The sequence below is a fragment of the Pseudanabaena sp. PCC 9330 genome (assembly GCF_055795045.1).
In genome coordinates this window covers 1-20,628 of the sequence record NZ_JAYFES010000117.1, presented here as the reverse complement: position 1 = coordinate 20,628, position 20,628 = coordinate 1, and the positions used below count along the sequence as shown (strand labels likewise).

General features: G+C 60.5%; 15 protein-coding genes. 7 read left to right on the top strand and 8 right to left on the bottom strand.

Going from position 1 to position 20,628, the window contains the following annotated elements; genetic code table 11:
* Positions 1-105: 105 nt before the first annotated feature.
* On the bottom strand, positions 106-1,776 hold the full coding sequence (gene cimA / locus AC0QKW_RS22275) for a citramalate synthase (RefSeq protein ID WP_473153303.1): 1,671 nt from the start codon (positions 1,774-1,776) through the stop codon (positions 106-108).
* A gap of 130 nt (positions 1,777-1,906) precedes the next feature.
* On the opposite strand from cimA, the gene AC0QKW_RS22270 reads away from it, so the two are divergent.
* Entirely contained in the window at positions 1,907-2,233 is a 327-nt protein-coding gene (locus tag AC0QKW_RS22270) for a 2Fe-2S iron-sulfur cluster-binding protein (RefSeq protein ID WP_473153302.1), read from the top strand.
* Between the two features lie 5 nt (positions 2,234-2,238).
* Here the strand turns inward: AC0QKW_RS22270 and AC0QKW_RS22265 are convergent, their stop codons facing one another.
* On the bottom strand, positions 2,239-3,654 hold the full coding sequence (locus AC0QKW_RS22265; RefSeq protein WP_473153658.1) for an aromatic ring-hydroxylating dioxygenase subunit alpha: 1,416 nt from the start codon (positions 3,652-3,654) through the stop codon (positions 2,239-2,241).
* Positions 3,655-3,887: 233 nt separating this feature from the next.
* Positions 3,888-4,628, bottom strand: a complete 741-nt coding sequence (locus tag AC0QKW_RS22260; protein ID WP_473153657.1) for a metal ABC transporter ATP-binding protein — start codon at positions 4,626-4,628, stop codon at positions 3,888-3,890.
* Positions 4,629-4,698: 70 nt separating this feature from the next.
* On the opposite strand from AC0QKW_RS22260, the gene AC0QKW_RS22255 reads away from it, so the two are divergent.
* Positions 4,699-5,796, top strand: coding sequence for a metal ABC transporter substrate-binding protein (locus AC0QKW_RS22255; protein WP_473153301.1), 1,098 nt, complete (start codon positions 4,699-4,701; stop codon positions 5,794-5,796).
* 28 nt (positions 5,797-5,824) lie between these two features.
* On the opposite strand, the gene AC0QKW_RS22250 is transcribed toward AC0QKW_RS22255, so the two are convergent.
* Positions 5,825-7,900 (bottom strand): amylo-alpha-1,6-glucosidase, encoded by a 2,076-nt coding sequence (locus AC0QKW_RS22250; protein WP_473153300.1) that lies wholly within the window; start codon positions 7,898-7,900, stop codon positions 5,825-5,827.
* A gap of 77 nt (positions 7,901-7,977) precedes the next feature.
* Here AC0QKW_RS22250 and AC0QKW_RS22245 point away from each other — a divergent pair, with 77 nt between their 5' ends.
* On the top strand, positions 7,978-8,241 hold the full coding sequence (locus tag AC0QKW_RS22245; RefSeq protein WP_473153299.1) for a hypothetical protein: 264 nt from the start codon (positions 7,978-7,980) through the stop codon (positions 8,239-8,241).
* A gap of 23 nt (positions 8,242-8,264) precedes the next feature.
* Here AC0QKW_RS22245 and AC0QKW_RS22240 read toward each other — a convergent pair whose 3' ends face one another.
* Both AC0QKW_RS22240 and cobN read right to left on the bottom strand, forming a co-directional pair.
* Positions 8,265-9,674: a collagen-like protein gene (locus AC0QKW_RS22240; protein ID WP_473153298.1), complete on the bottom strand. Its 1,410-nt coding sequence runs from the start codon at positions 9,672-9,674 to the stop codon at positions 8,265-8,267.
* 176 nt (positions 9,675-9,850) lie between these two features.
* On the bottom strand, positions 9,851-13,885 hold the full coding sequence (gene cobN, locus AC0QKW_RS22235; RefSeq protein WP_473153297.1) for a cobaltochelatase subunit CobN: 4,035 nt from the start codon (positions 13,883-13,885) through the stop codon (positions 9,851-9,853).
* Between the two features lie 165 nt (positions 13,886-14,050).
* On the opposite strand from cobN, the gene AC0QKW_RS22230 reads away from it, so the two are divergent.
* Positions 14,051-16,402: a hybrid sensor histidine kinase/response regulator gene (locus AC0QKW_RS22230; RefSeq protein ID WP_473153296.1), complete on the top strand. Its 2,352-nt coding sequence runs from the start codon at positions 14,051-14,053 to the stop codon at positions 16,400-16,402.
* Positions 16,403-16,438: 36 nt separating this feature from the next.
* Here the strand turns inward: AC0QKW_RS22230 and AC0QKW_RS22225 are convergent, their stop codons facing one another.
* Positions 16,439-16,618, bottom strand: coding sequence for a hypothetical protein (locus AC0QKW_RS22225; protein ID WP_473153295.1), 180 nt, complete (start codon positions 16,616-16,618; stop codon positions 16,439-16,441).
* Positions 16,619-16,684: 66 nt separating this feature from the next.
* Positions 16,685-18,661: an FAD-dependent oxidoreductase gene (locus AC0QKW_RS22220; RefSeq protein ID WP_473153294.1), complete on the bottom strand. Its 1,977-nt coding sequence runs from the start codon at positions 18,659-18,661 to the stop codon at positions 16,685-16,687.
* A 128-nt stretch (positions 18,662-18,789) separates the two neighbouring features.
* On the opposite strand from AC0QKW_RS22220, the gene AC0QKW_RS22215 reads away from it, so the two are divergent.
* From AC0QKW_RS22215 to AC0QKW_RS22205, 3 genes are all read left to right on the top strand, one after another.
* The gene (locus AC0QKW_RS22215) at positions 18,790-19,170 is read left to right on the top strand and encodes a helix-turn-helix domain-containing protein (RefSeq protein WP_473153293.1); all 381 of its coding nucleotides are present in this window, start codon (positions 18,790-18,792) and stop codon (positions 19,168-19,170) included.
* Between the two features lie 314 nt (positions 19,171-19,484).
* Entirely contained in the window at positions 19,485-19,670 is a 186-nt protein-coding gene (locus tag AC0QKW_RS22210) for a TLTLP motif-containing protein (protein ID WP_473153292.1), read from the top strand.
* 260 nt (positions 19,671-19,930) lie between these two features.
* Entirely contained in the window at positions 19,931-20,440 is a 510-nt protein-coding gene (locus tag AC0QKW_RS22205) for an inorganic diphosphatase (protein WP_473153291.1), read from the top strand.
* Positions 20,441-20,628: the final 188 nt, after the last annotated feature.

The window sequence follows — 20,628 nt, the reverse complement described above, 5'->3', positions numbered from 1 at the left end:
TCGGGGTCGATGCCCAGGGCGCACAGTAGATCGGCTAGGCAACGGCCCGCGATCTATCCATTCAGTCTAGCCTGGAGGGCAAGGGGCCATCGCTCTGTCACCGGATCAACAGTCTAGCCTGGAGGCGATCGCACAGTGGGGCCGCTCGGTTTCGATCATCAGCCCATACTCTAGCCCCTCGGTCACCGCCTGGTACGAGGCCTCAATAATGTTGGTCGAGACTCCCAGGGTGGTCCACCGCTGGGCACCGTTGCTTGACTCTACCAGCACGCGGGTTTTGGCCGCCGTGCCCGCGCCGCTGTCGATGATCCGCACCTTGTAGTCAGAGAGGTGAAAGTTGGCGATCGCCGGATAGAACGTCACCAGGGCCTTCCGCAGGGCCGCATCCAGCGCTGCCACTGGCCCATTGCCCTCGGCGGCGGCGAGAATGTCTTCACCACTGACCGCCACCTTGATGGTGGCGAGGGACTGGCTGCTGTGCTCAGCGCCGTTGCCCTGGTGCTGGCAGTTGATGTGAAAGCCCTTGAGGTCGAAAAAGCGGGGGCGATCGCCCAGCGCCTCGCGCATCAGCAGCTCAAAGCTGGCCTCGGCGGCCTCAAACTGGTAGCCCTCGTTTTCCAGGGCTTTGATCCGGGTGAGCAACTGACGGGATGCTGGATTCTGCCGATCTAGCTCTAGCCCAAAGCTGCGGGCCTTCACCAGCACATTGCTCAGCCCCGCCTGGTCAGACACCACAATGCGGCGGCTGTTGCCCACGGTGGCGGGGTCGATGTGTTCGTAGGTCTTGGGCTCGCGCTCTACGGCACTGACGTGGATGCCGCCCTTGTGGGCAAAGGCGGAGCGGCCCACGTAGGGGGCGTGGTCATCGGGGGCCAAGTTCACCACTTCGCTGATGAAACGGCTGGTTTCAGCCAGAGTCTCTAGCCGGGCCGGGGCAATGCAGCGGTAGCCCAGCTTGAGCTGCAAGTTGGGAATCAGCGTGCAGAGGTTGGCATTGCCGCAGCGCTCGCCGTAGCCATTGATCGTGCCCTGCACCATCGTGGCCCCGGCCTCTACCGCCGCCATGGCATTGGCCACTGCCGTGCCGCTGTCATTGTGGGTGTGAATGCCGAGCTGGGGCCGAGAGTCAGGGAACTGCTGAAGCCATGTGTGCACAGCGGCGACGATCGCACTTACATCCTGGGGCAACGTACCACCATTCGTGTCACAGAGGACGAGCCATTCTGCCCCGGCGTTGACCGCAGATTCTAGGGTTTGCAGGGCGTAGTCTGGGTTCGCTAGGTAGCCGTCAAACCAGTGCTCGGCGTCGTAGATCACCCGGCGGCCCTGGCTGCGAAAGTAGCGAATGGTGTCGTCGATCATGGCCAGGTTTTCGGCCAGGGTGGTTTGCAAGCCGGTGGTGACGTGCAAATCCCAGGATTTGCCAAACAGAGTAATCCACTCGGTGCCTGCGGCCAGGACGGGCTGGAGCATGGGCTCTTCGGCGGCGACCTTACCAGGGCGGCGAGTAGAGCAAAAGGCCGTGACGCTGGCCTGGGTGAGGGGCGTTTCTTTGAGCTGCCAAAAAAACTGCACATCTTTGGGATTGGCCCCCGGCCAGCCGCCTTCGATAAAGGGCACTCCCAGGGCATCGAGCCGCCGGGCAATGCGCAGCTTATCTTCAATCGACAGAGCTAGACCCTCCCGCTGGGCACCATCCCGCAGGGTGGTGTCGTAGATATGGATGGTGCCGCGTTGTTCCTCAAAGGTCGGGCTTTGCCCATTGCGCTGAGTCATCACCAGGGGTGCTCTTAAACGTTCCAATAATCTTCCCAATTATCTAGGGTAAGCCCTAGGTTGGGGGTGCTTGAGAGATTGGGGGCGATCGCGTTATAAAACGTAGATATTCTGCCCCCAGAGGAAAGCCATGCCCACCGTCACCGCCCAGGGAAAAACTATGCAGTGCGAAACCGGGGCTAACCTGCGCCGGGTATTGCTCAACAACGGCGTTGACCTCTACAACGGTCAGGCCAGGGTGATTAACTGCCGGGCGATCGGCACCTGCGGCACCTGCGCGGTGCAGATCGAGGGTGAGGTTTCTGAGGTGAACTGGAAAGATAAGGCGCGTAGGTCTTTGCCACCTCACAATCCAGACCGGAATTTGCGCCTGGCCTGCCAAACCCAGGTGCTGGGCGACATTATCGTCACCAAGTACGACGGCTTTTGGGGCCAGGGTGAAGTCGTCCTCTGGTGACCCGCCTAGCCCTGGGCCGCAGACTTGCGATCGGGGAGGTTGCGCGGTGGCACCGCTCGGCCCTCGGAGAAGCCCCGCTCTAGCTTACTTAGACCGGCCCAGGCGACAGCGGTGGCCAGGGGCAGCAGGGACATCATGACTGCGCCCAGCCCGGAAAGGCTACCGGTGGCGATCGCCACCGGCACCAGCGACCACCCCACTGCACTCACCCCCAGCAGCCCCCAGCGCAGTTTCTGGATGCGGGCCAGGGCAGTGCGGCAGCTCTTGCAGTGCTGGGTGTGGGATTGGTAGCGATCGAGCAGGGCCGCCTTTGTCCACTCGGGGTCTAACAACTGACCGGGAAATGGATCGGCCTTGAAATCACTCACCCAGTTGCGAAAAGCCAGCACGTAGCGATCGGCCTGGGTCGGCAGGTAGCAGGCCTGGGCATAGCTGCGCCCAGCTTTTTCCAGCTCCCGTTCTTGGATGTGCAGAAAGATCTGGTCGTCTTCGAGTACGCCGTTGTTGCCGATATGGCTGTACCACCGGGGCGTCAGGCCGATCACCGTAGCGGGTATTTTGGACGAAAACTTGAAGGGAAAGCGGGCAAATAGCCGACACTCGCCCTTGCGCATAGGGGTGGCATAGACCACGGTCAGGGTGCGACCAAACTGTTTGGAGGTGAGGTCGTGGTACATCAGCGCCGGGGCGATGAAGGTGGTGTGCTGGGTGCCCAGCTTGCCCTTGCGTGGCCCTTCGGGCCACAGTCCACGAAAGCCCTGTTTACCAGCTTCTAGCACCTCCATTTCCATGGGGGCGGCGTTTTCACGCTTGCCGACAGTTTTGTGGTGGGTGTAGGGAATGTGGCTGGCATCCAGCACGTTTTCGAGCAGGGTGAGGGCGTCGTAGGGCAAATCGCGAAAGGTATTGAGCAGCACCCAGCCGTCGGGCTCGTCTTCTACCGAGCCGACAATGGGCACCTCGACCTGGGGGGCATTGGCGGCGGTACCGGGGTAGACAAACAGCAGGCCCTGGGCGATCGCCGTCGGCAGCGCCAGCGCACAGGCCCGAGACGATTGATTACCAAGACCCTCAGCGGGCTGTTGGGGAATGTGGGTGCAGGCACCGTCCCCAGCAAAGGTCCAGCCGTGATAAGGGCACTCCAGTTCACCGCGATCGTTTAATCGGCCCTCAGAGAGGGGGGCTAGACGGTGGGGGCACTTGTCTTCAAACACCCGCCAGGCGCTGCCCTGGGCGTCCCACCAGATAACGATGCCCCGCTCTAGCAGGGTGAAACGGGTAGGCCGGGCTCTGTCTAGATCATCGAGATAGGCCACGGGGTACCAGGCCTCGGCCCAGTCAAAATGGTTGGGGTCGGGGCCACCCGCAGGTAAAGCCTGGGGCAGTGAAGTCAGCTGGGGGGCGATGTCTTGGGTGGCCATCATAGTCATCCGTGGCGATGGGTTACTCTCCCTCCATTCTGTTACAAAACTTTGCAGGTTGTGCGATTCAGGGCGTATTGGTGATTGCACCGCCACTGCCTTGATCACTCGTTGCGTTAGAAACGCGGATCTTTCTATGGTGCAATCCTTTCAGAACAGGCATCTTTTCTGGCTGTAGATAGCCAAGATGGCTCCTCCACATTATTTAGCGATCAATTCTTAGCAAAAGCCGCTCAGCAGAAAAACTCAGCATAGGCGCTGACTGGGGTAGTGGGCTGCCCCTGGCCGTAGGCCCGCTGAATATTGTCAAAGGTCATCACGGCGGCGGGGATGTCGTCAGCCAGCAGGTGACGGTTGAGCAGCAGCAGGCGATCGTAGCGGTGCAGATCGTCACCCCATTCGTGGCTGCACACAATTAATGTCTTGCCCTCGGCTTGCAGCTCGGCAAAGATGCCCAGCATCAGCGCTTCGGTTTTTTTGTCGATGCCGGTAAAGGGTTCGTCGAGTAGCAACAGGTCAGCGTCTTGGGCCAAGGCGCGGGCAAGAAAGACCCGCTGCTGCTGCCCGCCAGAGAGCTGCCCGATGGGGCGATCGCTCAGGTGCAGCATATCCACCCGTTCTAGAGCCACCGTGACCCGCTGCTTGGCCCGTCGACTAGGGTAGCGAAACCAGCCCGCCAGGGCCGACTGCGCCATCATCGCCACCTGCCCGGCGGTAATGGGGTAGTCCCAGTCGATGCGCGATCGCTGGGGTACATAGGCCACCGCCTGACGACGACGACGCAGGGGCACGCCCTGAAACAACACCTGCCCTCGACTCGGCACCAACCCCAGCAAGGCCTGAATCAGGGTGCTTTTACCCGCTCCGTTAGGGCCGATCAAACCCACCAGCTCCCCCGACTTTACCGCCAGAGAAACATTCTCAAGGGCGGCAACACCTCGGTAATTGACAGACAGGTTTTGAACCTCTAGCATGATGCCCATGAAATGATAACCATTATCACTATCATACTAGTTCAGTTATCCATTTCTAGGAGAATAGGCAATGTTTTTCAACACAGGGGTCAGCGAACTGGTGGACAGGGCAGAGGTTGGTAGAACCCGCCGCCAGATTCGTGGTTGGAGCGCTGGAGCGCTGCTAGCCCTAGGCGTTGGGCTAGTAGGGTGCAGCGGCGAAGAGGCGACCACTATCGCTCCAGCAGACAACGCGCCCGTAGCGCAGATCGCTAGCCCCGTAGTGGTGGCGACCACCAGCGTGATCTGCGATCTAACCAAACAGATCGCAGAGGCTACCGTGGCTTTGACCTGCCTGCTAGATCCCGGTACCGACCCCCACACCTATCAGGTGCGCCCTTCCGATCGCCAGGCGATTGAGCAGGCAGACCTAATTCTCTACGACGGCTACGACGCGGCCCCCGCGCTCATCGCTATGGTCGAAGGCAGCACCACCAGCGCCACCCGGCTGGCGGTCTACGAAGCGGCGGTGCCCAACCCGCTGATGGGAGAAGCTCACGACCACGACCATGAGGGCCATAGCGACGACCATGGCCATGACCATAGCTCCACCGCAGAGGCCGCACTGGTGCCCGACCCTCACATTTGGCACAGTGCACGCAACAACGGCGCGATCGCCCAAGTTATCGCCGAGCAGCTGGCTCTGGTCAACCCTGACGAAGCCGATCGCTACGCCGAGAATGCCGATCGCCTGGTCGCCCAGTTTAACGATCTAGACGGCTGGATTGCGGCCCAGGTGGCCACCGTATCCCCAGATCAGCGTCAGTTGGTCACCACCCACGATTCCTTTGGCTACTTTGCCGAGGCCTACGGGTTTGAGGTCAAAGGTGCCCTCAGCGGCCTCAGTACCGAAGAGCGGCCCACCCCCGGTGCCCTGACGGCTCTCGTCGATCAGGTCAAGGCGGCCCAGGTACCCGCTATTTTTGCCGAAACCACCACCAATCCTCAGCTGATCGAAGCTGTGGCCAAAGACGCGGGGGTTAAGGTGGCCGATGCGCCCCTCTTTGTAGAAGGCCCTGGTGGCCCAGGCACCGCCGCTACTACTATCCAAGAAATGCTGGTAGCCAATACCTGCGTAGTGGTTGAGGCGCTGGGGGGGGCCTGCGATCGCGCCAGCGCACCGCTCTAGACGCCGCTAGTGTTATTGCCAGCCCCGACTACTCTTTCATCAGCGGTCGCAGTGAGGTACTCATCCGCAGCACCTCCGCCACCGACCAGGCCTGGGCAAAGGCTCCTCGGGGCTGCATGGGGGCATCGCCGTCAAAGATCTCGCTCAGGGTGCCCAGGCAGCCGCTCTCCAGATGAGAAATCAGTGGGTCTAGAAAGCTATGGGCCAGGTCGGCGTCTTGATAAACGCGCCAATGGGCCTGCACAAACGGGCCGATCAGCCAGCCCCACACGGTGCCCTGGTGGTAAGCGCCGTCGCGCTGCATCGGGTCGCCGCCATAGTGCCCTTGGTAGCTGGAATAGGCAGGGTCGAGCGATCGCAGCCCATGGGAGGTCAGCAACCGCTGGGCCACCGTATCGACCACCGCTCGCTGTTGGTCGGGGCTGAGACAGGGGGCACCCAGGCCGGGGTCGGGCAGCGCCACGGCAAAAATTTGGTTAGGCCGCAGGGCGGCATCGGGGCCGTCGGGGCCATCGAGCAGATCGTAGCAGTAGCCCACATCGCCATTCCAAAAACGCTGAAATCCTTGGAGGGCCTGGGCAGCCAGATCCTGGTAGAGAGAGGCGGACTGTCCGAGTAGCCGGGCAAATTCTGCTATCACCAGCAGGGCGTTGTACCACAGGGCGTTGACCTCAATCGGTTTACCCTGCCGAGGGGTGACCACCCAATCACCGACCTTGGCATCCATCCAGGTGAGCTGCACCCCAGCTTCCCCAGCGGCCAGTAGCCCATCAGCGCTGTCGACCTGGATGCCGTGGCGAGTGCCCTTGCAGTGCCAGGTAATCACCGCCTGTAGCTGAGGAAAGAGGTCTTCGATTAAAAGCAAATCACCGGTAGCCCGATGGTAGGCGCGCAAAGCCTCAAAGTACCAGAGGGTGGCGTCTACAGTGTTGTAGTGGGGGGCTTTGCCGTCTTCAGGGAAGGCATTGGGCAACATGCCCTGGTTCAGGTAGCGGGCGAAGGTCTGCAAGATGAGCCGGGCGAGGGCGGGGCGGCCCGTTGCCAGGGCAATGCCCGGCAGGGCAATCATGGTGTCGCGGCCCCAGTCGCCAAACCAGGGGTAACCCGCAATGAGGCTTTTGCCGATCTCTGCCCCGGCATTTTGCTCATCTTCAGCAGGCTGTGGTCTGGGGACAGCGGGATGGTCTAACGACTCAACAGCCTGAAGCGGGCGACTGACCACAAACTGGTCGGCGGCCAGCACCATCTGATCGACCCAGGGGGGAGAGTCGGGGGGCTGCACCGTTTGCCCCTGGGCGAGCAGATGTTGTTCGTAGGCCCGGCGGCGCAGCAGGGCGCTCTGCCCAGAGCGATCGGCCTCGGCAGTGGTGGTGGCCACCAGGGTAAACGACTGCCCCTGGCCCAGGGTAGGGGTAACGGTGGCAGCGTGCAGGTGATCGTCGTAGGGGTCAATGCCCCGCTCAATTTCGATCGCCAGGTGGTAGCCCCGATGCCAGACGTGGGCAGGCTGCACGGGAACGGTTTCGCTCAGCAGGTAGAAGGGCTGAACACCTTCTTTAGCCTGAATTTGCAGCCCCTGGGGGATGGCTGCAATCGACATTTGCCAGCCATCGCCCTGGGTGCTGTGGTGGTGGTTACGGTGGTTGACCAGCACCTTGAGGTTGAGATCGACCGGGGCAGTGGCGCGGCTGACGGTGTAGCGCAGATAGGTGGTGTTGGCTCCCGGCTCCATCCACACGCGCTTTTCGATGCGGGCATCAGCGACAGCATAGACCCAGCAGGGAATGGTGCCCTCCAAGCGAAAGGATTCTAGGTGTAGGTAGCCCTCGGGGGATAGGGTGCCGTCAGCCCAGCGATCGCAGTAGAGATCGTAGGCTTGGCCCAGATAGGTGACGGTTTCGTTGACCTTGGTCACCAGCAGAGTGCGCTCTAGGGGCGGATTGAGAGCCGCTACCAGCAGCCCGTGGTAGTGACGGCTGAGCAACCCGGCCACGGTGCCACAGCCATAGCCGCCGATGCCGTTGGTGATCAACCATTCGGGCTGAACGGGCTGGGTGGCCATCGCCCGGCTGCTCAACCGGTGACGCCCAAAGGAAATAGTCATACTGTCAAAACCTGTGGGATAAAATAGCTGCCCGCTTGGCAGCTGGGGCTAGACCGTTTTATACCCAGCGCTGGCCATTGCGATGCGGGCAGCTGCCCCTTCTAGGGACACCGCCACCAGCGGCCAGCGGCTGGACATGCCTGATTGTTGATGACGACGATTTTCACTCGCTCGCCACTATAGCCAAAATGCAGCGGGGTAAGCCGTTGACCGATGGCGATCGCACCCTCTGGCTCAAGTCTTTACAGCAATTTATTCAAAACTTGTTGGAAACTGGCCAAGGAGCGGTAATTGCCTGCTCTGGGCTCAAAGCCGCCGATCGCCAGCAGGGGGGCCAATAACAATGCGGTCAACGTGGTGCCGTCTAAAACTGCCCCTGCCATGACAGCACCTGCTCGGCCCGGTTGTTGCCGAGCGATCGCACCGCTGTCAGCTCAATTTGAGCATAGGTACCCCGGCTCAGTCTGCCGCGATCGATGGGCATCTGCCCCAGGGCGATCTCAAATCTATTGTTGTCTAGGCGCACCTGGCTGGCGGGCACCACATCGTCGTAGACGGTGAAGTAGCGCGGGCGGCGGTTGTCTCTGGGGTCGTCGTTAGTGGTTTTGAGGGTGAGGCGAAACTGGGTGTTGAGGTAGGCCGACTCTCCAGCCAGGTCGAGGACGGCGGCGGTAAGGCTAGCCCCGTTGCCCTGCACTCCACCCCAGGCGAGACGGGTGGCGTCGCTACCCCGTACCGCACGGGTGACCACAATGGCCATTTCATCTCCCGCCCGGGTGGTGGTGTAGTCGGCCCACAGCCCCTCCGAAAAGGTGGCGGTGAGCGCCCCATCGGGCTGAATGTCAGCCTTGAGGTTTTCGCCAGCAAAGCTGCCGATGGGCCGGGGAGCCTGCCAGTCGAGGCTGACATTGCCCTCTACACGCCCGGTGTATTCTCGATAGTTGTTGGCGACTCGTGAGCCTGGGGCTAGCAGCCCGTTGGCCCCAGAGCGCTCGGCCCACAGGTTGCGAGAGAGGCGCACAGGTTGACTCGCCAAGGCTTGCAGACCCACGCTCTGACTCGGGTTCTCGGCCTGGAGGGGCTCTAGCTGATTGACCAGCCACAGCTGCCCGTCGGTGCCGGGGGTGCCGTCGCGACCAAAGCTGCCGGATCTGCCATTGCGGCCATCTTGACAGCTGTAGCGGCGGGTCTGGCAACTGTAGCCGGGCTGGCCCGGCACCCCGGTGCAGGTCTCAACCTCCCACCGGGAAATGTCACAGCGACACCCGATCGCCCCATTGCCGCCGCGCCCGCCGCGCCCAGATCTCCCCCCCTGGGCATCGACTACCACCCGCTGGAGGGCAGCGCGATCGCCGTAGTAGATCACCAAACTGCCGCCGTTACCGCCGTTGCCGCCGCGCCCGCCGCTGCCCCCGGAGCCACCGTCGGGGGCGCTCAGGTTATAGCTGACATTGCGGGGCTGACCGCCACAGCGGGGGCGATACCCATCTTCGCCGTTTTCGCCGTCTAGACCATCGCTACCGGGCAAAAAGAACCGGGCGGGGTTGCCGTCGACCACCGTTGTCTGGCTGGGGCCAGAGTCGCCGTCACGCCCGGCTCGGCCATCGCGCCCGTTGCTGCCCGAACTGCCGTAGCTGCGCAGGTCTTGAGCCCAGGCAACGAGCGAGCAGCCGTCGGTGCCAGGGAGGGGCAGGGTAGTGGCTAGCCCCAGGGCCAGTGGCAGAGCAAGGGCGATCGCCCTCAGAGAACGGAGGTTAGCCAACGCCATAGTCATGGGAGAGTTCCTGAGGTTAACGCCGACAAATCTGCTGGGGCTATTGGGCAAAAAGTGATTTCAGATTAACCGGCGATCGCTGCGATCGGCAGAGGTTTAAGTATTGTCTTTACAGTGCTTACCCTGTGTCATCTCCACCCAAGCCAGAAAAATCTCAACCAGGCCGCCTGCCATTCTCATCGCGATTCCAAAATTCCTTCGGCAGCGTGAGCAATCTGCCGTAGGGCGTCGAGCATGGGTTCCTTAGCTGAGTTCCACAGGCCCCGCTGATGGGCTTCGAGCAGGCGCTCAGCCATGTCGCGCAGCGCCCAGGGGTTAGATTTTTCGACGAAGGCTTGCGCGGCTGGATCGAGCACGTAGGCCTGGGCGACGCCCTCGTACATGTGGTCGGCGACACAGTGGGCGGTGGCGTCGTAGGCAAACAGATAATCGACAGTGGCGGCCATTTCAAAGGCTCCTTTGTAGCCGTGGCGCATGACGCCCTCGATCCATTTGGGGTTGACCACGCGAGAGCGGTAGACCTTGGCAATCTCGGCTTCTAGCGATCGCACCTTGGGCTTCTCTGTCACCGCATTGTCGCCAAAGTAGGTGGCGGGCTGCTGGCCCTGGAGGGTGCGCGCCGCCACCGTCATCCCCCCCTGAAACTGGTAGTAATCGTCAGAGTCGAGCAGGTCGTGCTCACGGTTGTCTTGGTTGTGCAGCACCACCTGCAGGTGGCGCAGACGCTGCGCAAAGGCTTCGGGCATGGCGTGGCCCTCGGCTCCGCGACCGTAGGCGTAGCCGCTCCAGTTCAGGTAGGCGCGGGCCAGATCCTCATCGCTGTTCCAGTTTTGCGACTCGATTAGGCCCTGTAGGCCTGCGCCGTAGGCCCCCGGTTTAGAGCCAAAGATGCGGTAGCGCGATCGCAGCTCCGCCTGCTCTACCGTTAGCCCCTGCTGCACCCACTCGGCACTCTCCTGCCGCACCCGTGCCGCCAAGGGATTTTGCTCGGGCGGCTCTTCCAGGGCGGCCACCGCCGTCACCGCTTGGTCAAACAGGTCGATCAGGTTGGGGAAGGCGTCACGAAAGAAGCCCGAAATTCTCAGGGTGACATCCACCCGGGGCCGCCCGATCGCCGACAGCGGCAGCACTTCAAAATCCACCACTCGCCGGGAGGGGCCATCCCACACCGGGCGCACCCCCATCAGGGCCAGGGCTTCCGCCAGGTCATCCCCGCCGGTACGCATAGTCGAGGTGCCCCACACCGAGAGGCCCAGGGTCTGGGGATACTCGCCGTGGTCTTGGGTGTACTGCTCCACCAGCACTTCCGCCGCCCGTCGCCCCACATCCCAAGCGCTCTCGGTGGGGATAGCGCGAATATCGACCGAGAAGAAGTTGCGCCCGGTGGGCAGCACGTCGGGCCGGTTGCGGGTGGGGGCTCCGGCAGGGCCGCTGGGCACGTAGCGTCCGCTGAGCCCCTTGAGCAGATTGGCGATCTCGTCAGTGGTGCGGGTGAGGGCAGGGAGCAGGGTGTGCTGGATCCAGTGGAGTTCGGCGGTGAGGGGATTGGGGTACGGGCGCACAGCAGTGCGCCCGTACGAGGGCAGGGGAGGCGGGGAGGCAGGGGAGAGGGATTTTTGTAGGAGTTCGTCCACCAGTCGGTTGGCTTCGGCTTCGAGGAGGGCGATCGCATCCCCAGCATTCCGGCAGTGGGGGAGGGGCGCACCGCTGTGCGCCCCTACTGGGTGGGGGGTGAAGGGTTCCCCCGGATCGGCGGTAAGGGGGTCGAGGTCGAGACCCCAGAATTCGGCGATGGCGCGGGTAAATCCCTGGCGACCAGGGCCAGGGTGACGGGCGATCGCAACCACCAAATCCCTCAACTGCCGACCATCGGGGCAGCGCCCAAAAATATGCAGGCCATCACGAATCTGAGCCTCCTTGAGATCGCAGAGGTAGGTGTCGAGGGTGGGGAGGATAGTGGGGATTGGGGGCGTGGGAGGTAGGGGCGCACCGCTGTGTGCCCCTACAGGCGGGGAGACAGGGGAAATTTCGGCAAGCAGGTGGGTTTCGGTGAGGAGGGTGAGGATGCGATCGCCAATCAGCCCTAGCCGCGATGGATCGAGGCTTTGGGCTTCGTAGTATTCATCCACCAATCCCTCCAGCTTCTCTAGCGGGCCGTAGAGTTCGGCGCGGGTCAGCGGTGGAGTGAGGTGGTCGAGAATCACCGCCTGGGAGCGGCGTTTGGCCTGGGAACCCTCGCCGGGGTCATTGACGATGAAGGGATAGAGGTGCGGCATAGGGCCAAACATGGCCTCGGGGTAGCAGTCTTGGGAAAGACCGACGCCCTTGCCGGGCAGCCATTCTAGGTTGCCGTGCTTGCCCAGATGCACGATCGCCTGAGCCCCGAAGCTGTGTCGTAGCCAGGTATAAAAGGCCAGGTAGTCATGGGTAGGCTCCAAGTCGGGAGAGTGATAGTTGAGCGAAGGGTCGAGGTCGTAGCCTCGGCTGGGCTGGATGCCGATGAAGACATTCCCAAGCTGGAGACCGGGAATGGGGAAGGCGGGGGATGGGGGGATGGGGGGATGGGGTGGCGAGTTTTGAATTTTGTTCGCGTAGCGTCTCCGAAGGAGAAATTTTGAATCTTGAATTTTATCGCCATCTCGCCATCTCGCCATCTCACCCTCTCCATTGGGAGCGCCCCAGCGAGCAGCCATACCAGCACGAACAGCCTCCGGCAGTTGCTCAAAGTGCTGAAGATAATCCTCAACGGGCAGCGATTGGTAAACCTGGCGACAATCCCTCCCCTCCGGGTCATTGGTAATGCCGGTGGTGAGTTGGTGAATCAGCGCGTCGCCGTCAGGGGGAATGTCGCTAATACAGTAGCCTGCGGTTTTGAGGGCATGGAGCACGTCGATCGCACTCTGGGGCGTATCTAACCCCACGCCGTTGGCGAGGCGACCATCGCGATTGGGGTAGTTGGCGAGAATGACGGCAATGCGGCGATCGCCCACGGGGGTACGGCGCAGGCTGGCCCACCGAGCGGCCAGGTCAGCGACAAATTGGATGCGATCGTCCACTGGCTCGTAGGTCACCACATCGGTCTCAAGAGCCGCACTGCGCTGGTTAGCGGCTTTGAACGACACGGCGCGGGTGATGATGCGACCGTCCACCTCAGGCAGAGCCACGTTCATGGCAATGTCACGGGGCGAGAGGCCCAAGCTTTGGCTTTCCCAGGCGTCCTTAGTTCCTCCACTAAGAATGACTTGCAGCACGGGTACATCTAGGGTTTCCCAGAGCTGAAGGTTGGGGGTGGCCCCGTCGAGCTTGGCCACCGAAAAGCTGGTGGTATTCAGCAGCACATCAATGCTGTAACCCTCCTTGGGCTTCAGCAGGCTGACTAAATCCTCCTGCACTTCAGGATCTTGCAGGGAGGAAACGAAGACAGGAATGGGATTTAGGTTTCTCTCGACCAGAGCTTCACAGAGAGCATCGATGGGGGCGGTGTTGCCCGACAGGTAGTGGGCGCGGTAGAAGAGTAAGCCAATGTTGGGTTTTGAATTTTGAATTTTGAATTTTGAAGACAACTTCTCCAGTTCCCCTCTCCCAGGGGGAGAGGAGCTAGGGGTGAGGGGTGAGGGGCGCAGAGGATTTTGGATTTTGGATTTGGGAAAAAATGACTCCGCAGGGGGGTGGGCATAGACGCCAACTCTGGGAATTTCCTTGGGCTCTGGTGGGTTGTAGGCGGTGCCGAGGATGCGATCGCACAGCCACATTAAGCCATGCGCCATATTCTCAACGCCGCCCTGGTTGAGGTAGCGCCAGAGCTGGTTGGCGACGGTGAGGGGCACGGTGGAGAGGCTGATCAGGTCGGGGGCGGGGCGATCGTCCCCCGGCAAAACCACCAGAGCCGTGCCAGTTTCGGCGGCCACATCCCGAACCACTTCCAGCCCATAGGGCCAGTAGGCGCGGCCCCCCAGCAGGCGAATGACGATGAGTTTGGCCTGGCGCAGCACGTCGTCGGCGTAGGTGTCGATGGCGAGCTGCTGCTGAAGCTGGAGCAGGTTGGCCACCCGCAGGGCGGGAAAATCGACGGGAAACTGGGCGCAGTCCAGACTTTGAATTTCGGTGTCAGCGGCAGTGAGAAACACCAGCGGGGCCGGGGTTTGCTCGACAAAAATAACGCCCTCGGTATCGGGTGTCCAGCCGCCGGGGGTGGCCGCTAAGCGATGCATGGGCAAACTCTAGACAAAACAGCAAATCTGAAGGAACTCTAGCGTATGTCAGGGTGAGGCCAAAACGAAAGCTACTATGGGGGCTGCCAAAAACGTAAGGCTTTCTTCCACTCAAACCCAGTTGCAATTCACCCCAATGGTCGTATTCGGCCTCAATATGTAGGAATGCCTGAATCTTTAGACCGTGGCACCGAACAGGTAATGCCCAGGGTAGCCTTGGCTCTGCTGGGGCAGTTTTTGCGTCAGTATGCGCAGCAGCACCAGCTGACCCTGCTCACCGAGTTAGACCTACCCGCCGACAGCAACGGCGGCAATTTTTGGTGCCTGCTGGGGCCAGATCTGTCAGTAGTGGTTACCGCTCATCCCCAAAATGCAAGCCAAAATGGCGTTTTGAGCAACGTTCAAGCGCCAGCCCAAAGCGACTATGCTGGTGAAACATCTGGTGAAAACCGCGTCGCTGTGCGCTTGGTAACGGATGCCGCAACGGTAGATGATTGCCTGGGGCATTTGGGCCTGGCCGATGGCTACCAGACTCTCGCTCCCACCAGCCTGCCCGCCCTGAGCCAGTTTATGCTGGCCTGGGTGCAGGTCTGTGCCCAGGCTGGTTTGGCCGATTCCGAGCCCGCCGCTGAGGCCGTCGATAACCGCCAGCAGGAGCGGCGTCTGCTGCTCAACCAGGTGATCGCCAAAATCCAGGGCAGCCTCGAATTATCGGAAATTTTAGAGACTACCGTGGCCGAGGTGCGCCGCTTTCTCCAGGCCGATCGCCTGCTGATCTACCAGTTTGAGCAGTCTCTGGCGGGCACGGCTAAACCCATGGCTGAGGGAGATTCCGACCAGCTCAGGGCAGCGTTTTCAGAGCACAAATCCACTGCCCCAAAGCTTTCTGGGTTACTCAATGTAGTGGGCTACATTACCTACGAGGCGCGATCGAGCGATCGCCTCGCCTCAGTGCTCAACTACACCGAACAGCTGTGCTTTAAGCAACATCCCGACTATCCCAAACGTCATCTGCACCATCGCCAGGGTCAGACCTTGGCGATCGATGATGTGGCTGAGACCTACCAGCACGCCCCCTGTATGCTCAGGTTTCTAGACCAAATGGAGGTGAAGTCGAAGGCTGTTGCCCCGATTATAGTGGGGCAACAGCTCTGGGGGCTGGTGATTGTGCACCAGTGCGATGCCCTACGCCAGTGGCAGCCCTGGGAAATTGAGTTTTTGCAGCACATTGCCGAGCACCTGGCGATCGCCATCAACCAGGCCCAGCTCTACCACCAGCTGCAACAACAGACCCAAAACCTTGAAGTCTGCGTGGTCGAGCGTACCCAAGACCTGCGCGATGCCCTGGTGGCCGCCGAGGCCGCCAACCGAGCCAAGAGCGAGTTTTTGGCCACCATGAGCCACGAGCTGCGTACCCCCCTGACTTACATCATTGGCATGTCGGCCACCCTGCTACGCTGGTCACTGGGCGATCTCTCACCCCGCCAACGCGACTACCTCACCACCATTCAGGCCAGCGGCGAGCAGCTCTTGCGGGTGATCAACGACATTCTCGACGTGTCAAAAATTGAAGCGGGCCGCACCGTCCTCGATGTGCGTCCCTTTTCCCTGGCCTCCCTCAGCCGCCAGAGTGTCGATGCCTTTCGTAACGAAGCCACCCAAAACGGCATTGATATCAACCTCGACCTTAAACTGCCTGAGGGTCAAGACACCTTCGTAGCCGACCAGCGCCGGGTACGGCAAATTTTGACCAACCTGCTCAGCAATGCCATCAAGTTCACCCCCGCCGAGGGCAAAGTCACCCTGCGGGTGCGGCGCGAGCAAAACGACACCGTCTTTCAAATCGAAGACACGGGCATTGGCATTCCCCCTGCCGCCCAGCCCCTGCTATTTGAAAAATTTCAGCAGCTCGAAAGCGTGCGCCAGCGAGAGCATCAGGGCACCGGGCTGGGTCTGGCCCTTACAAAACAACTGGTCGAGCTCCACGGCGGTACCGTCAAGGTGGCCTCAGAGGTGGGAGTAGGCTCGGTCTTTACCGTGAGAATTCCCCTCCAGCGATCGGCCACACCCCTGATGGCCGAAGCCGCTGACACAGCAGAACCGCTGGTAGGGCGCATTGTACTGGTGGAAGACAACGAAGAAACCGCCAGCCTGATCTGCGACATGCTCACCGCCGCCGCCTACCAGGTGATCTGGATTGTGGATGGGTCGCGCGTGCTCGATCAGGTCGAGCTCCTCCAACCCTCCGCCGTAATCACCAGCATGACCCTGGCCAGCGCCGATGGCGGCGACATCATTGCCGCCCTGCGCCAGGGCACCAATTCCCAAAAACCTAGGGTGCTGGCTCTCCTATCTCATCATGACGACGCTTTAGTGCAACAGGCCCTGGGCATGGGGGCTAACGACTGCATTGCCAAACCCGTCGATCCTCGGCTGCTGCTGACTACGGTCAACGCCCTAATGGCTCCCAACCTGATACGAGGGCAACCGATAGGAAATGGTGGCGATCTGCCGTAGGCGATTTGCCTTCCTATTGCCTTCCTAGGCAATTAATTAGACCTCGCTACTGACCCAGAGAGCAAAGTCGGGGCCGGGGGCAATCAGCATATCGACGACATCTATAAAAAGGGTAAGGCCGCTATCGGCCACGATCGCACTCTTCAGCCTTCTCTGGGTGAGCACCCTCGACTCATCAAGCACCCAGCTCGCGCAAGCGCAATCGACCTCTTCCATACCATCGGCCTGGAGGTGGTGAATTCTGGCATTGCCCTCGAAGGTGCAATAGGCGATCGGTATCCCTCACCAGTAGGTGCGCAACCCCTGCAGCCGCATCGTCTCCTGTAGTGCCCCCATATAGCCACTAGGAATCACCTCCGGCGGATCGAAGATCGGGGTGGCGGGAGATATTAACCACCCCGCAGTCACCCCTGCCGCTGAGCCTACCGCCCACTCCCCGTAGTGAACGCGAGTAGAGGCATTGGCGATGTGGGTAGCCGCCATAGCTTTGCCACCGATCAGCAGATTGTCGACCCCCTGGGGAATCAAACTCTCTAGGGGAATCTGCACCGGCCTGACTCGGGGCTCTTGGGCCGGTGCGCTGACGGCGTCGCCGGAGGGTTCCCAATTGCGGTAGCGACAGCCGTGGATATCGATCGCATAGTGAGTCACCCCCACAGCCGTGGCACTAAAGTCGCGCTGTGCTGGAAACCCAATGCGCAGATCGTTTTCGCGAATCATAAACTCGTCTTGGCCATAGGCGGCGCGCCCCAATATCCGTCGCCCCTCGCGAAAGTAGGGCACCATGCTGAGCCCCGACAGGGTGCCCATGGGGCTGTCAGGGCCGTACAGGTAGGCCAGGGGATAGCTGGGATCGGCTTTGGTTTCGAGCAGCCAGTGGGCAAACATCAGGGCGTGCTCTTCACCAAACTTGAGGGCCGACTGCGATAGCCCCCCCATCCAGTTTTGGTACTGCCCCGAGGTGGCCAGGGTGTCAGCTTGTAGCACCAGAGGCGGATCCATCCAATTGAAGTCGTTGCCTCGGTTCCAGTTGATCATGGCGATGTCGCCGGGGGCGGGGGTGCCAGTATAGGGGTTGTTGCGGGTCTGACTGACAATGCGGCGATAATGAAAAAAGCTCTTGCCCGCCAAAAAGGGAAAGCCCTCCATGTCGTAGGCCGACCGGTGCTCGTGGATACCGTAGGTGGGCTGTAGCCGAGACAGAGCAGCCAGGCTGTCACCGCCGTCATTGTGTAGGGCGATCGCAAAGGGGTAGGTAAAGGCCTGGGTGCAGTCGGGATTGTCGAAAGCGGCGGCATTGGGCTCGCCAGTAGTGGCCTTTGACTCAGACCCTAACCGGTAGGGTACCTGCGCCCAGGCCACCAGCTCGCCAGTGTCAGTGGCGTCAATGACAATCATCCGCTCTCCCGGTGGCGGTTGCAGCTTAACGGGGGCCTTGTCGTAGTCGGCTGTAGGCGACCAGCTATACCAGGCGGCCAGCTCCACCGACAGCCGTCCCTGGGGCAGATGATGGGGGTCTTTGGGAATACGGCGCACCCCGTACACCGCCGTGATGCGGCGACCTGTAGCATCAAACTCAGCCCCTTTAAAAGCTGTCATGGTGGCCCAGCGGCTGGTTGGCGCGCTGGGCTGGGTGTCGACCAAAAACTGTTCGGCGGCCTGGGCTCCGGCCTGGGGTGGAAAGCACAGTGCCCCCACCCAGCAGCTGTTAATGTCGGTGACCGATCGCGCTGTGCCGCCAGGGCTCCAATCGGGTAAATCAACCACCTGCTGCTTGATCAACTGACGAAAGCGTAGCCAGCTAGCAGAAAAGTTGTTGGCCTGGCGCATGCGCAGCGACTCGTCAATGGCCGAAACCCCCTGGGAACTCACCTGCCCGCCCAGCCAGGGGGCCACCTCGATGAGGCAGGTAGTAGCGCCAGCGGCCATGGCATGGGCGGCGGCGGCCACGCCACCGAGGGAGCCGCCAATCACCGCCACCTGGCACTCCCATACCTCCTCAGAGCGGGGCAGCGGGTTGATCTTGGGTCGACCATTAAAGACCAGAGGCTGAGGCACCTGATCTAACCTCAAGGCCGGGGTGATTTCACCGCCCGCTCCCGGCGAGGGCGTGGGTGACCACCGCGAAGCCGTCAGCCCCGCCACCACCCCAACGCCAAACATGACGGCAGCTAAGCCCGATAGATTGCGCCATCGAATCTGTCGCCAAACCTGTCTGCGATCGCCCTTCAATACCCATAGCCTGCTTAACACTGCCACGGTTTTAACACACCTCGTCCTCGACGACTGCATCCGATCCATAGCTTTACGAGACCGCAGATGTTCTCGGCGCACCGGCCCCAGGAGAAGCTGGTAAAGTAGCCACAGATTTGCTATCCATTTCCCCCATGACCCCCGACTCACCCTTCGCCGCTGCCCCTCCGGAAGCAACCTCCGAGGGCATGCCGCTGCTGACCGTAGACGACGTACAAAAGTACCTCAACCGGTCACGGGCCTCGGTTTACCGCTACGCCAACACCGATCCCGACCTGCTCAATCCTCCCTACGACAGCGCCAAACTCAACCCCGAGATCCGCCGAGACAAAGACGCACCGCTAGAGTTTCGCCCCCAGGAAGTACGTCGCTTCGCCGAAGAGGTACTAGGGCTACATCCCACCATTCAGGTGCAGCCCCCCTCCGAAACCCTTACCCATGACCTGATGCGGCAGATGTTGCACGAGTTGCGCACCATCCGACAGCTGATCGAAAAGCAAGTATTAGAGGAGTAATATCCGTAATTTGCCGCAGAGGCGGGGAATGTTAAATTCAGAGTCCGTTGTCACAGCTAGGCTTACTTATCTCCAGGGTCATCCCTAGGGGAGATTAATGTCATGGATTGATTGCCATAACCTAGCGTATGGTTTTAATGGAACTGTTTTCCACCTCAATGTCGTCCATAATTCTGTCCATGATATGAGCACGACGTGGGTGACCTTCTTGTAGGGCCACCCCTGACGGTTGGAATGTGGGATTGTTTGGGCTTTCGGAGCCTGGCTCTGACCTCAAACCACAAATCCCTTGTCGATTTCTGTTACTACACTGTATGGATTCTGCCAGTCAACCTGACACCCCTGCGGGGGAACCTCCCAGTCCTTCATCAATGTTGGGCATTTTAATTGCAGTACTGACACTCACCCTGCCACTGTTTATGGTCGCTCACTTCTCATCCACTGCGGCAAATCTTGAGAGACCACCTACCTTTGCAGTGCCCGCTTCTACAGGTCGATAGGGAGACCCAGCTATGGCCCTCGTACCACTACATCCTGCTACTCAGCTGGTGATAAATTCCTAATGCTGACTATTGGTCACTCAAAATTCTCAGCCTAGGCCTCTAACTCTGCGGAAAATGAGTCACCGCCCCGTAGAATACTATGTCGGAAGGGCGATCGTTGGAGCTTAGCCGTTTCTTGGGCCCTAGCCAAGATAATCTTAGGCCTCCAACGATCGCACTGTCTGTAAAGTGAACGTATCATCCATTGGAGTATCGTTGTGGACCTATCCCGTATCCCAGCCCAGCCCAAGCCTGGACTGCTGAACGTGCTGGTGGAAATTCCTGGCGGCAGTAAGAATAAGTATGAATTCGACAAAGATTTGAATGCCTTTATTCTTGACCGGGTACTTTTTTCGTCAGTTCAGTACCCTTACGACTACGGCTTTGTCCCCAACACCCTAGCTGACGACGGTGATCCCCTCGACGGCATGGTGCTGATCGATCAGCCCACCTTTCCTGGTTGCGTAATAGCCTCTCGCCCCATTGGCATGCTAGAGATGATCGATGGCGGCGATCGTGACGAAAAAATCCTTTGCGTACCCGCCGATGACCCCCGCTATGCTGGGATCAAATCGTTAGATGATGTGGCCCCCCACCGCCTAGACGAAATTGCCGAGTTCTTCCGCTCCTACAAAAACCTAGAGAAAAAGGTGACCGAAATTCTAGGCTGGCAAAATATCGACAAGGTGGCAGCCCTAGTCGAAGAATGTGTAGCAGCGGTTAAGTAAAGCTCAACCTACTTAATTTTCTCTGCCTAGCAGAGGTGTATAACAGTTGCACCTCTGCTAGGCTTAACGTAAAGCTGTGGGCATCACCTTCCAACAAAATATCCTCAGTCCATGTGGGCTGAGGATATTTGCATTAGGGACCTGGCATCGAGCTATTTTGACAAGGGGCAACCCCCTCACTATCTTCG

Bases quoted from the DNA above. Each gene is read 5' to 3' on its own strand.
- cimA (WP_473153303.1), bottom strand. From the start codon at position 1,776: ATGACTCAGCGCAATGGGCAAAGCCCGACCTTTGAGGAACAACGCGGC.
- AC0QKW_RS22270 (WP_473153302.1), top strand. From the start codon at position 1,907: ATGCCCACCGTCACCGCCCAGGGAAAAACTATGCAGTGCGAAACCGGG.
- AC0QKW_RS22265 (WP_473153658.1), bottom strand. From the start codon at position 3,654: ATGGCCACCCAAGACATCGCCCCCCAGCTGACTTCACTGCCCCAGGCT.
- AC0QKW_RS22260 (WP_473153657.1), bottom strand. From the start codon at position 4,628: ATGCTAGAGGTTCAAAACCTGTCTGTCAATTACCGAGGTGTTGCCGCC.
- AC0QKW_RS22255 (WP_473153301.1), top strand. From the start codon at position 4,699: ATGTTTTTCAACACAGGGGTCAGCGAACTGGTGGACAGGGCAGAGGTT.
- AC0QKW_RS22250 (WP_473153300.1), bottom strand. From the start codon at position 7,900: ATGACTATTTCCTTTGGGCGTCACCGGTTGAGCAGCCGGGCGATGGCC.
- AC0QKW_RS22240 (WP_473153298.1), bottom strand. From the start codon at position 9,674: ATGACTATGGCGTTGGCTAACCTCCGTTCTCTGAGGGCGATCGCCCTT.
- cobN (WP_473153297.1), bottom strand. From the start codon at position 13,885: ATGCATCGCTTAGCGGCCACCCCCGGCGGCTGGACACCCGATACCGAG.
- AC0QKW_RS22230 (WP_473153296.1), top strand. From the start codon at position 14,051: ATGCCTGAATCTTTAGACCGTGGCACCGAACAGGTAATGCCCAGGGTA.
- AC0QKW_RS22225 (WP_473153295.1), bottom strand. From the start codon at position 16,618: ATGGAAGAGGTCGATTGCGCTTGCGCGAGCTGGGTGCTTGATGAGTCG.
- AC0QKW_RS22215 (WP_473153293.1), top strand. From the start codon at position 18,790: ATGACCCCCGACTCACCCTTCGCCGCTGCCCCTCCGGAAGCAACCTCC.
- AC0QKW_RS22210 (WP_473153292.1), top strand. From the start codon at position 19,485: ATGGATTCTGCCAGTCAACCTGACACCCCTGCGGGGGAACCTCCCAGT.